This is a genomic window from Rhodococcus rhodochrous (genome assembly GCF_014854695.1).
In the GTDB taxonomy this organism is placed as follows: Bacteria; Actinomycetota; Actinomycetes; order Mycobacteriales; family Mycobacteriaceae; genus Rhodococcus.
On the sequence record NZ_CP027557.1, the window covers coordinates 2,933,184 to 2,945,420 of the forward strand.

Annotated in this window: 11 protein-coding genes; 8 read left to right on the top strand and 3 right to left on the bottom strand. The window is 68.9% G+C overall.

The window, feature by feature from the left end; translation table 11 throughout:
- Positions 1–358: 358 nt before the first annotated feature.
- From C6Y44_RS13730 to C6Y44_RS13740, 3 genes are all read left to right on the top strand, one after another.
- Positions 359–1,084, top strand: coding sequence for an aspartate/glutamate racemase family protein (locus tag C6Y44_RS13730; RefSeq protein WP_159418219.1), 726 nt, complete (start codon positions 359–361; stop codon positions 1,082–1,084).
- A gap of 291 nt (positions 1,085–1,375) precedes the next feature.
- Positions 1,376–1,831: a nitroreductase family deazaflavin-dependent oxidoreductase gene (locus C6Y44_RS13735; protein WP_159418218.1), complete on the top strand. Its 456-nt coding sequence runs from the start codon at positions 1,376–1,378 to the stop codon at positions 1,829–1,831.
- A gap of 125 nt (positions 1,832–1,956) precedes the next feature.
- Positions 1,957–2,601: a LysM peptidoglycan-binding domain-containing protein gene (locus C6Y44_RS13740; protein ID WP_159418217.1), complete on the top strand. Its 645-nt coding sequence runs from the start codon at positions 1,957–1,959 to the stop codon at positions 2,599–2,601.
- Between the two features lie 27 nt (positions 2,602–2,628).
- On the opposite strand, the gene C6Y44_RS13745 is transcribed toward C6Y44_RS13740, so the two are convergent.
- Together C6Y44_RS13745 and C6Y44_RS13750 are read right to left on the bottom strand one after the other, a co-directional pair.
- Complete coding sequence (locus C6Y44_RS13745; protein ID WP_159418216.1) at positions 2,629–3,066, bottom strand: carboxymuconolactone decarboxylase family protein; 438 nt, start codon at positions 3,064–3,066, stop codon at positions 2,629–2,631.
- A gap of 99 nt (positions 3,067–3,165) precedes the next feature.
- Positions 3,166–3,540: a winged helix-turn-helix transcriptional regulator gene (locus C6Y44_RS13750; RefSeq protein WP_159418215.1), complete on the bottom strand. Its 375-nt coding sequence runs from the start codon at positions 3,538–3,540 to the stop codon at positions 3,166–3,168.
- 121 nt (positions 3,541–3,661) lie between these two features.
- Here C6Y44_RS13750 and C6Y44_RS13755 point away from each other — a divergent pair, with 121 nt between their 5' ends.
- From C6Y44_RS13755 to C6Y44_RS13775, 5 genes are all read left to right on the top strand, one after another.
- Positions 3,662–4,507 (top strand): NmrA family NAD(P)-binding protein, encoded by an 846-nt coding sequence (locus tag C6Y44_RS13755; RefSeq protein WP_159418214.1) that lies wholly within the window; start codon positions 3,662–3,664, stop codon positions 4,505–4,507.
- A 50-nt stretch (positions 4,508–4,557) separates the two neighbouring features.
- The gene (pepN, locus tag C6Y44_RS13760) at positions 4,558–7,050 is read left to right on the top strand and encodes an aminopeptidase N (protein WP_192378463.1); all 2,493 of its coding nucleotides are present in this window, start codon (positions 4,558–4,560) and stop codon (positions 7,048–7,050) included.
- On the top strand, positions 7,047–8,177 hold the full coding sequence (locus tag C6Y44_RS13765; RefSeq protein WP_159418212.1) for a tyrosine-type recombinase/integrase: 1,131 nt from the start codon (positions 7,047–7,049) through the stop codon (positions 8,175–8,177). Before pepN ends, C6Y44_RS13765 begins: the two co-directional genes overlap by 4 nt.
- A gap of 130 nt (positions 8,178–8,307) precedes the next feature.
- A complete protein-coding gene (locus C6Y44_RS13770; protein ID WP_159418211.1) occupies positions 8,308–8,991 on the top strand; it encodes a DNA alkylation repair protein in 684 nt (227 codons plus the stop codon).
- Between the two features lie 61 nt (positions 8,992–9,052).
- Positions 9,053–11,461 (top strand): phosphoketolase family protein, encoded by a 2,409-nt coding sequence (locus C6Y44_RS13775; protein WP_192378464.1) that lies wholly within the window; start codon positions 9,053–9,055, stop codon positions 11,459–11,461.
- A 3-nt stretch (positions 11,462–11,464) separates the two neighbouring features.
- Here C6Y44_RS13775 and C6Y44_RS13780 read toward each other — a convergent pair whose 3' ends face one another.
- The gene (locus tag C6Y44_RS13780; protein ID WP_192378465.1) at positions 11,465–12,229 is read right to left on the bottom strand and encodes an HAD family hydrolase; all 765 of its coding nucleotides are present in this window, start codon (positions 12,227–12,229) and stop codon (positions 11,465–11,467) included.
- Positions 12,230–12,237 lie beyond the last annotated feature (8 nt).

The window sequence follows — 12,237 nt, forward strand, 5'->3', positions numbered from 1 at the left end:
CCTGGGATCGGGGGACCGGGAAGGCTGCCGAGAGAGAAGGGCTCCTCGACTGTGGCGCCGGTCACCAAGTGTGTGGAGTGGGAGTTGTCTACTGTCTGCCTCAGCCGGCGGATGCGATGAAACACAGTGCAGCGCTGGGCAGTCTGCGCTCGTCCGAGCGCACGTACCCGCACACCGAAGAGAATAGGTAATCGAATGGGCTCTGCAGCGACCTTCCTCGCGGATGTTCTCGTCGCCGTCATCACGCAGCTGATCGAGACCGGATCGTCGTCCGGATCCTGATCCGTCACCGCCGTGGTCGCTCTTCCGCTCATCACACGGAGAGCGACCACAGGCGCAGGACAGAGGGGGTGCAAGCATGAAACACGTCGGAATCCTGGGCCACAGCTGGGAAGGTGCCTCGCTGTGTTGGCGCGAGGTGTGTCAGCACAGCAACCGTCTCGGGCATCCGGCACATCCGGACGTCACCATGGACTGCATCTCCTTCGAGCGCTGCATGCCCGCGTGGGAGCGTGGCGACTACGAAGCGGTGCGCGCCGTGCTCGCGACCAGCGTCGATCGTCTGGCCCGGGCAGGCTGCGACTTCTTCGTGTGCCCGGACAACACCGCCCACCTTGCGCTCGAAGCCCCCGGCGAGCCACTCGCGATCCCCGGGCTGCACCTGATCGACATCGTGGCCGACGCAGCGCAGCGTGCCGGGCACCGACGCGTCGGCATCCTGGGAACGCGGTTCACCATGCAGGGCCCTCTGTATCCCCGCGAACTGGCGGCACGCGGGATCGAGGCCGTCATCCCGACCGACGACGATCAGGACCTGGTACACGCGGCGATCTTCGACGAACTGGTGCACGGCATCTTCCGGGATGAGACCCGAGCGTCCTTCGTGGACCTCGTCGGCAGACTCGCGGACTCCGGGTGCGACGCGGTCGCGCTGGTATGCACCGAAATCCCACTTCTGGTCTCCCCGGACGAATCGCCGTTGCCGGTACTGGACTCGACACGACTGTCCGGACAGGCGGCCCTCGAGGTGGCACTCGGAACGCGCGACCTGCCGACCTGGCACGGCGGACAGTTCCGGCGATAACAGGCAGGTAGCCACGGCGGGTCGTAGCATCGAGCATATGGTCCTCTTCTACGAGATCGCGCTCGTGATCGCGTCGGTCCTCATCGCGTGGTTCGCGGTGTACGTGCTGTACCGCCTCGTCACCGACGAATCCACCAGCCGGCACTGACAGGTCGCCCGACCGACCGGCCACATGTGGACATGTCGGCCACACTGCCCCGGCCCACGGAGCCCGGGGTACGTCGGACGTCGGTGCCCCAACCTTGCCGAACACGTTCCGAGTGCCGTACGCGACGGGCATGAGGGCAGACCATGACCGACAGTTCGTTCCGTCCCGAGCGCGCCTACCGACCGAGCCGGTGGCGACACCTCGAGAACGCCGTGATGAGCGCTTTCACTCGCGCGGGGCTGGTGCCGCACTCCTACCTGTTGACCACGCGCGGCCGGCGCACCGGGAAGATCCGCCGTAACCCCGTGCTGATCGTCGAGCTGTACGGAAAACGCTGGCTGGTCGCCCCGTACGGATCGGTGGGATGGGTGCACAACGCGCGTGCCGCCGGCGAGGTCGAGCTCAGCAGGCGTCGCGACACCCACCGCTACTCGATCCGTGAGGTATCCGCGGACGAGGCCGGACCGGTGTTGCAGCGGTACATCGAGGTGGCGTCCGCCACCCGGCGGTATTTCGAGGCACGCAGGAACGACCCGGTGGAACGATTCGTCGCAGAGGCCGGTCACCATCCGGTCTTCGAACTGCTGCCACCGACGTAGTCGACGGAACTTTCATACGAGATTCGGGTAGCGCGCTACGCGTGTGCCTGCCGCCGATGGTGAGCACCATGATCCTCGTCGATTCGATTCGAATCGCGGACGCTCTACAACCCCGAGGCACGGTCATGGTTACGAAATACGACGTGGTCGCAGGCGACACCCTCTCGAAGCTGGCGCAGAGGTTCTACGGTGACGCGACGCTGTTCCCCGTCATCGCTGTTCCGAACGGCATCACCGATCCGAACGAGATCACTGTCGGTCAGGAGCTGCTCATCCCGTACATCACCAGACGGCATACCGTCGCGTCCGGCGAGACACTGTCGGGATTGGCGCAACACTTCTACGGCGACGGGACCCTGTTCCCGGTGCTCGCGGCGGCCAACCACATCGCCGACCCGAATGTCGTTCAGGTCGGCCGCTCGCTGCTGATTCCCGAACTCGGGGACGTGGGGCACCACACTGTGGTCGCCGGCGAGACCCTTTCGGAGCTTGCACGCCGCTGGTACGGCGAGGCGCAGCTGTATCCGGTGATCTCGTTCCCGAACCACATCACCCACCCCGACCACGTCGAGGTCGGCCGCGTGCTGATTCGTCCGGGGCTCAACTACCGGCACACCGTCGTCCCCGGCGATACCCTGCGGGCTCTGGCGGAGGACCACTACGGGAACGCGGAGATGTTCGCGATGATCGCGGCTGCCAACCACATCGGCGATCCGAACAGGATCACCGTCGGGCAGGTGTTGTTCTTCCCGAACCTCACCGACTTCTGACAAGGGAGGCCGGTCGGCCGGTGCGGGTTACGGGGCGACGGGGTAGTGGCTCCGGACCGCGATGCGGTTCCACGCGTTCATGACGATCGCAAGCCATGTGACCGCAGAGACCTGCTCGTCGTTGAGTGAACCGTTGTCCCACTCGTGCCGACCGGCCTCCATGGGGTGAGTGACTTCTTCGGCCAGCGCGAGCGCGGCCCGCTCCTGGTCGGTGAAATACTGCGACTCCCACCAGGCCGCGAGGACGGCGAGGCGATCGGTGGTCTCACCCCTCTCCAGCGCGTCCCGCGTGTGCATGCGCAGGCAGAATGCGCACCCGTTGAGTTGCGACGTGCGGATCTTCACCAGTTCGGCAAGTTTCGGATCGAGGCCGGCCTGTGCGACGGCCTCCTCGACCTCCTTGTTCAATGCCAGCACGCTCTTGTAGGCGGCCGGGTGCTGCTTACCGAGATTGACGTGCGCCATCGTGGATGTCCTTCCGGCGGGCGACACCGGCCGGAGCGACCGGCCGCTTCATTCTGTCAGTCGCATCCGGGCCGGTGGGGGTGGTTCGCGCCGCCCGGATCAGTGGCTGCGGTCGTACTCGTCCTGCGCGGCGACGATCTCGGGCATCGACTCCTCCACGACGTCGATGAGCGTCAGCAGGGGCGCGGTGATGCGGCGTCCGAGGGCGGTGAGCGAGTACTCGACGTGCGGAGGGATCGTCCCCAGCACGGCGCGGTGGATCAGACCGTCGCGTTCGAGGGTCTGCAGGGTCTGCGACAGCATGCGTTCGCTCACGCCGTCGACCCGGCGGCGCAGTTCCGAGAACCGGCGCGTGTCGTCGACGAGCGCCGCCAGCACCAGCACGCCCCAGCGTCCGGTGATGCTCTGCAGCACCGGACGTGACGGGCACTCGCGCGCGAAGACGTCGGCTTCGGGGAGGCGATCGGTGCTCATGAACGCCGAGTATACGACGGCTATGAGAACGAATGGTACTGACTCGATCGGTTGCACTTACTAAAAGTAAGTGCTGGAATGGTGTCGTTCCCGATCCCACTCGACCACTTCGAGGAGTCCCATGACCATCGCTGTCACCGGAGCCGCCGGTCACCTCGGCCGCCTGACCATCACCGCTCTCCGCGCCCGCGGAGTCGCCGCCGGCGACATCGTCGCCGTCGTGCGCGACGCGGCGAAGGCCGCAGATCTGGCCGCCGACGGAGTGCAGGTCCGTGTTGCGGACTACGCCGATGCGGATGCCCTGCGCGACGCGCTGGCCGGTGTCGACAAGCTGCTCCTCGTCTCCGGCAGCGAAGTAGGGCAGCGACTGCCCCAGCACACCAACATCATCGACGCCGCCGAGGCCACCGGCGTCGCGTTCATCGCCTACACCTCGATCCTGCACGCAGCGACGAGTCCGCTGATCCTCGCCGGTGAACACAAGGCCACCGAGGAACTGCTCGCGGCTTCCGGCATCGACCACGCCCTGCTGCGCAACGGCTGGTACTGGGAGAACTACGACAGCTCGGTCGCCGCGGCTGCTGCCTCCGGTGCGCTGTTCGGTTCGGCCGGGGCCGGCCGCGTCGCCGGGGCGGCCCGCAAGGACTTCGCCGAAGCGGCCGCCGCGGTCCTCACGACCGAGGGACACGCCGGTGCCGTCTACGAACTCGGTGGCGAGCGACTGACCTACACCGAACTGGCGGAGGTCCTCTCCGGCATCGTCGGCGTGCCCGTCGCCTACAAGGATCTGCCGAAGGAGGAGTACGCGAAGATCCTCGAGAACGCCGGTGTGCCCGCACAGTTCGCCGCCGTGCTCGCCGACTCCGACGCGGGCATCGCCGTCGGCGCGCTCGACACCGACAGCGGAGATCTCGAACGCCTCATCGGACGCCCCGCCACGCCGGCAGCCGAAGCGATCGGTGCCTGACACCCGCTAATGCCGTCGAGTCCGGGCGCGTGATGGCAGGATCGGGACTCGTGAGCTCCGCGAATCTGACCCGTGCCGAAACCGCCGCGCGCGCCCGCGCACTCGACGTGCACTCCTACCGCGTCGAACTCGACCTGCGGGGTGCCGTCGATGCCCGCCGCACCGGATTCCCCACGGTCACGACGCTCGAATTCACCGCCTCCACCGACGAGGCCTGGCTCGACTTCATCGGCGACTCCGTCGAGTCGGTGACGATCAACGGCGAGCTCGTGCCTGTCGTCTACGACGGCGCGCGGATCACGATCGGCGGTCTGAAGGAGATCAACGTCGTCACCGTCGTCGCGACCGGCCGGTACAGCCGGTCGGGGGAGGGGCTGCACCGCTTCGTCGATCCCGTCGACGGCGAAACCTATCTCTACACCCAGTACGAACCGGCCGACGCGCGTCGCGTGTTCGCGTGCTTCGAACAGCCGGATCTCAAGGCGCCGTTCACCTTCGTGGTCACCGCGCCGCGCCGCTGGCAGGTACTGTCGAACGAGGCCGCCGAGCGCACGGTGCAGCGCGACGACACGCAGACCGTGACGTTCGCGCCGACCCAGCCGATCTCCACCTACATCACCGCGATCGTCGCCGGTCCGTACCACCGGGTGGACGCGTCGTGGAGCCGCGACGAGCTGACGGTGCCGCTGGGGGTGCTGTGCCGCGCCTCGCTCGCCGAGCACCTCGACGCCGACGAGATCGTCGAGGTCACCCGGCAGGGCATGGACTTCTACGCCGAGCACTTCGACTATCCGTATCCGTTCGGCAAGTACGACCAGGTGTTCGTGCCCGAATACAACCTCGGCGCGATGGAGAACCCCGGCTGCGTCACCTTCACCGAGGCCTACGTCTTCCGTGGTGCCGCCACCGCCGCCCAGCACCAGGGTCGAGCCAACACGATCCTCCACGAGATGGCCCACATGTGGTTCGGCGATCTCGTGACCATGAAGTGGTGGGACGACCTGTGGCTGAAGGAGTCGTTCGCCGACTTCATGGGCGCCTTCACCAGCGCCGAGGCCACCAAGTTCACCGACGCGTGGGTGGCCTTCGCGAACCGCCGCAAGGCCTGGGCGTATCTGCAGGACCAGCTGCCGACGACACATCCGATCGTCGCCGACATCGTCGACCTCGAGGCCGCGAAGCTGAACTTCGACGGCATCACCTACGCAAAGGGCGCGAGCGTGCTCAAGCAGCTCGTCGCCTATGTCGGCCGCGACGCCTTCTTCGAGGGGGCCCGCCGGTACTTCCGCAAGCACGCCTTCGGCAACACCACCCTCGACGATCTGCTCGTCGAACTGTCGAGCACCTCCGGCCGCGACCTGTCGTCCTGGGCGCAGGCGTGGTTGCAGACCACCGGGGTGTCGACCCTGCACCTCGAGGAGACCGGGACCGGGTACGAGATCGTCCAGAGCGATCCGCGCCCGCACCGCCTCGCCGTCGGTTGCTACGACTCCGACGACTCCGGCGACCTCGTCCGCACCCACCGCGTCGAGGTCGACCTCGCCGACGAACGCACCCCCGTCGACCTGCCCGAGGCGGCGCTGGTGCTGCTCAACGACGACGACCTCACCTACGCGAAGATCCGTCTCGACGCCCGGTCGCTCGACACCGTCGAGGCCACCCTGGACCGCGTCCGGGAACCGCTCGCGCGCGGCCTGCTGTGGTCGGCGCTGTGGAACGCGACCCGCGACGGGGAACTCGCCGTCGACCGCTATCTGTCCATGGCCGCGCGATTCGCCCCGCACGAGGCCGACATCGCGCTGCTCACCGCCGTGCTCGCCAACGCGGCCCAGGCCGTCGAACACTATGTGCCCGACTCGGTGCGCACCGACGCGCGGCGTGGCTGGCTCGACGCGGTCTGGGACGGGATGCACGGTGCCGCACCCGGCAGCGACGCCCAGCTGGCGTTCGCTCGCGCCGTCGGTGTCGCGGCGAGCGTCGACGACCGGCACGCCGCCGACCTGCGAGCGATCCTGTGCGGCAACGTCGCACCGCCGGAGGGCCTACGTCTCGACCCCGACCTGCGGTGGAGCTGGTGGGCGGCGCTGACCACCACCGGCGACGCCGACGAGGCCGACCTCGACGAGGAACTGCGCAACGACGACACCGCCTCGGGACGCACCGCGCACCTGCGCGCACTCGCCTCCCGCCCCCGCGCCGAGGTCAAGGCGCACGCGTGGGCGACGATCCTCGCCGACCACACCCTCACCAACGACCACCTCGACGCGACCATCGCCGGGTTCCGCGCCGGGGCGCGCCGCGACCTGATCTCCGCCTACGACACCGACTACTTCGCGGTGCTCCGCGAGACCTGGACGAGCCGCAGCATCGAGATCGCCCGCCGGATCGTCGTCGGGTTGTTTCCCGCGGCCGACAGTCTCGAACCCGTCGACACCTGGCTCGAGGCCCACACCGACGCTCCGGCCGCGCTGCGGCGCCTGGTGATCGAACAACGCGACCATCTCGCCCGCGACCTGCGTGTCCAGAGGATCAACACGCCGTGACCAGCCCGGATCTGCCCCGTCCCGAGGTGCCCGCGGTACCGGACACGGTCGCCACCGCGATGCGGCGACTGCGGGAGAAGGCGACCTCGGAGAACACCCGCGCCGCCCAGATCGGCGACTGGACGATCTTCACCCGCTGGTGCGAACGCACCGGGCACAGTCCGATGCCGGCCACCGCCGAGCAACTGAGCTGGTTCCTCACCGAGAAGGCCGCCGAAGTGCGCCCCGACGGACGCTGGGCGTACGCGCCGTCGACGCTGTCGCGGTGGGTGTCGACCATCAACAAGATGCACGCCCTGGCAGACCTGCCGAAACCCGGTGGGCACGAATCGGTTCGGGATCTGCTGCGTGGCATCCGACGCGACCGGGCCACCCCGCCGGCGCGGCGCACCCCGCTGCTCACCGACGACATCCGCACCATCCTCACCGCGATGCGCGCCGAGGCCGCCGACGGCGGGTGGGCCGAACGCGTCGCCGAACGTCGCGACGCCGCGCTGCTGCTCATGGGACTGGCCGGGGCGCTGCGCCGCTCCGAGCTCACCGGGCTCGTCGTCACCGACGTCGCCCCGCACCGCGCCGACGGGCTCTACGTGAGGGTCCGCCGGTCCAAGACCGACCGCAGCGCCCGCGGCCGCACCGTCACCCTGCCGTACGGGTCCGATCCGCACACCTGCCCGGTGTGCGCCTATCGACGCTGGCGGGAGGTGCTCGACGCCTGGGACGAGTCCGGACGCGAGGCCGTCGTCGACCTGCTCGGCAACGCCACCGCCGACCCGGCCGAGCACTGCTGCCGCGGTCTGGCGGCCGGGCGCACGCAGGACGGCGATCGGCCCCTGTTCCGGCCGGTGCACCACAGCGGCACGGTGGGGACGAGCGCGCTGTCGGGGCAGTCCGTGCACTCGATGATCCAGCGCCGCGCCCGCCGCGCCGGGTTCAGCGACGACCTCGTCGCCACCCTCGGCGGGCACAGCCTGCGGGCCGGGTTCGTCACCCAGGCGGTGCGCGGCGGCGCGACCACGCAGACGATCATGACGCAGACCGGGCACGCGGACGAACGGATGGTCGCGCTGTACAGCCGCCACCACGCCGGTCTCGTCGGCAACGCGGTCACCCAGCTCGGCCTGTGACCGGATTCGGGTGGATCCGACCCCGCTCAGCGGGGCCGAACCCACCCGAATCGACGACGGAACCGGCCCAGGCTGTCGCCCGGCGCTCGTAGGCTGAGGCGCGACCGACACGCACGGACAGGAGATCGCGGTGGCACAGACGACAACGGACGCTCCGACCGTCGACGAGCTGCTCACCGAACTCGCCGCGCTCGACGACCCGAAGATCCGCGCGGTGAACGAGAAACACGGCGACGACCACGGCGTGAACCTCAGCGCCCTGCGCGCTGTCGCCAAGCGGGTGAAGACCCAGCACGAGCTCGCGCAGCAACTCTGGGCCACCGGCGACACCGCCGCCCGGCTGCTCGCGCTGCTGATCTGCCGCCCCAAGGCGTTCACCGTCGACGAGCTCGATGCGATGGTCCGCGAGACCGGCACCCCGAAGGTGCACGACTGGTTCGTCAACTACGTCGTGAAGAAGAACCCGCACGCCGAGGAGCTGCGCGGCCGGTGGATGACCGATCCCGATCCGGTCGTCGCGAGCGCGGGATGGGCGCTCACCGCCGAGCGCGTCGTCAAGAACGCCGACGGACTCGACCTGTCCGGCCTGCTCGACACCATCGACGCCCAGATGCGCGACGCCCCCGAACGTCTGCAGTGGGCGATGAACACGTGCCTGGCGCAGATCGGCATCGAACACCCCGCCCACCGGGCCCGCGCGCTCGACATCGGCGAACGCCTCGAGGTGCTGAAGGACTATCCGACGTCCCCGGGCTGCACCTCGCCGTACGCGCCGACCTGGATCGGTGAGATGGTGCGCCGCCGGGGCGAGTGAGCCCCTCACCCGATGGGTACCGCTGCAACGAGCACCCCGGTCGCCGACGACGAGGAAACCGATGTCACTCCGCACACCGCAGACCAGTTCCGACGCCACCTCCGAGCCGGGGCCCGCGATCGATCCGGACTTCGCAGACCTCGACGCGTGGTGGCGGGCCGCGAACTATCTGTCCGTCGGGCAGATCTACCTCATGGACAACCCGCTGCTGCGCGAACCGCTGCGGCCCGAACACATCAAACCGCGGCTGCTCGGACACTGGGGCACCACACCGGGATTGAACTTCGTCTACGCACACCTCAACCGCGCCATCACCACCCGCGACCTGGACATGATATACGTCATGGGTCCCGGTCACGGCGGTCCCGGACCGGTCGCCGCAGCGTGGCTCGAAGGCACCTACAGCGAGGTCTATCCGGCCGTCTCCCGCGACGAGGACGGCATGCGGCGCCTGTTCCGCCAGTTCTCGTTCCCCGGCGGCATTCCCAGCCACGTCGCCCCCGAGACCCCCGGGTCGATCCACGAGGGCGGTGAACTGGGCTATTCCCTCGCACACGCCTACGGTGCTGCCTTCGACAATCCCGACCTGATCGTCGCCGCGGTCGTCGGTGACGGCGAAGCCGAAACGGGGCCGCTGGCCGCGAGCTGGCACTCGACGAAATTCGTCGACCCGCGCCGCGACGGCGCAGTGCTGCCGATCCTGCACCTCAACGGCTTCAAGATCGCCAACCCGACGGTGCTCGCCCGCATCGGCGAGGACGAACTGATCTCGCTGCTGCGCGGCTACGGGCACGAACCGATCGTCGTCGCCGGCGACGATCCCGCCGACATGCATCGGCGCTTCGCCGGCGCCCTCGACGCGGCGCTCGACCGGATCTCCGAGATCCAGCAGACCGCCCGCACCTCGGGAAACGCGACCCGCCCGGCCTGGCCGATGATCGTGCTGCGCTCCCCGAAGGGGTGGACCGGCCCGGTCGAGGTCGACGGCGCGCCGGTCGAGGGCACCTGGCGCGCGCACCAGGTGCCGATCGGCGATCCGCGCGGGAACGACGAGCACCTCCGCGCTCTCGAGGAGTGGCTGCAGAGCTATCGGCCGAAGGAGTTGTTCGACGACGACGGTGCCCCTGCTGCGGCACTGCGCGACCTCGCGCCACGTGGCACCCGGCGGATGAGCGCGAACCCCCACGCCAACGGGGGAGCGGTACTGCGCGATCTGATCCTGCCCGACTTCCGCGACTATGCCGTCGACGTTCCCGAACCGGCCACCGCCACCGGCGAAGCCACCCGCATCCTCGGCACCTTCCTGCGCGATGTCATGCGGAGCAACGCCACGAACTTCCGGGTGTTCGCGCCCGACGAGAACAACTCCAACCGCCTCGACGCGGTCCTCGACGCCACCGACCGCACCTGGAACGCGCGCATCGACCCGGGTGACGACCGGGTCGCCCCCGACGGACGAGTCATGGAGATCCTGTCCGAACACACCTGCCAGGGCTGGCTCGAGGGCTACCTGCTCACCGGCCGGCACGGATTGTTCTCCAGCTACGAGGCTTTCGCACACCTGGTCGACTCGATGGTCAACCAGCACGCCAAATGGCTGCTCACCACGAACCGGATCCGCTGGCGCCGCCCCGTCCCGTCGCTGAACTACCTGCTCACCTCACACGTGTGGCGGCAGGACCACAACGGGTTCTCGCACCAGGACCCCGGATTCATCGACCACGTCGTCAACAAGAAACCCGAGGTCGTGCGCGTCTACCTGCCGCCGGACGCCAACACCCTGCTCTCGGTGGCCGATCACTGCCTGCGCACCCGCCAGTACATCAACGTGATCGTCGCCGGGAAGCAACCCGCCGTGCAATTCCTCGACATCGACGACGCGATGACCCACTGCCGCAAGGGCATCGGCATCTGGCAGTGGGCCTCGACCGACCGCGACGCCGAACCGGATGTGGTGCTCGCCTGCGCCGGCGACATCCCCACGATGGAAACCCTCGCGGCCGTCGACATCCTGCACCGCCGCTTCCCCGACCTGCGGATCCGGGTGGTCAACGTTGTCGACCTCATGCGGCTGCAGGACGACCGGGCGCACCCGCACGGGTTGCCTGATGCGCACTTCGACGCGTTGTTCACCACCGACAAGCCGGTGGTCTTCGCCTACCACGGTTATCCGTGGCTGATCCACCGTCTCGTCTACCGGCGCACCAACCACGAGAACTTCCACGTGCACGGCTACATCGAGGAGGGCACGACCACCACACCCTTCGACATGTGCGTGCTCAACCGTATCGACCGCTACCACCTCGCGCTCGACGTCCTCGACCGCGTCGAGCGGATCCGGCCCATCGCCGGGCACGCCCGCGAGGAACTCGAGAACATCCTCGCCGAGCACACCCGCTACGTGCGCACCCACGGCGAGGACATGCCGGTGATCACCGACTGGCACTGGCAGGGCGTCGGAACCGACTGAGGATCATACCGATCCGCGGCGGACCAGTCGTCCGGCGGTGAAGGCGTCGACGTCGACCTCGTCGAGAGAGGTCACCACCAGATCGGCGCCCGCGTCCTCGAGATCGGCGGAGTCGTCGAAACGGGCGACACCGAGCGCCCGCATGCCGCCGGCCTTCGCCGCCCGGATCCCGCTGATCGCGTCCTCGACCACCACGCACGCCTGCGCGGGCACCCCGAGTTCGTCGGCGGCGGTGAGGAACAGTTCCGGGTCGGGTTTGCCGTGGGCGACCGGGCGCCCGGACAGATCGGCGTCGAAGCGGTCGAGCAGCGTCTCGCCGGGATGGTCGTGGGCGGGGATCGCCCGCAGGAACAGTCCGGCGTTCTTCGACGAAGACGCCGCGGCCACCGCGATCCCCGCCGCCTGCACGGCCGCGACGAAGCGCACTCCGTCGTCGTAGGCGCGGAACCTGCGCTCGTCGATCAACCGCAGCAACCGGGCCTGCTTGCGCTCGGCGTAGTCGACCGCGCGACGCTCGGCGTCGGGCACCGCGAAGTACTCGAGGGCGGCGCGGGCACCGTCCATCCGCGGCCGGCCCGACAGCACCTGCCGGTACACCTCCGCGGTGAACGCGTCCTCCTGCCAGGAGGTCTCGGGCTGCAGGTCGCACCAGTCGCCGGCCATCAACTCCGCCAGCGCTTCCCGCCACGCCGTCTCGTGCGGTGAATCGACGAGCACCCCGTCGACGTCGAAGATCACCGCGCGGAACCGCGACTGCGCCTCGGCCACGATATCCT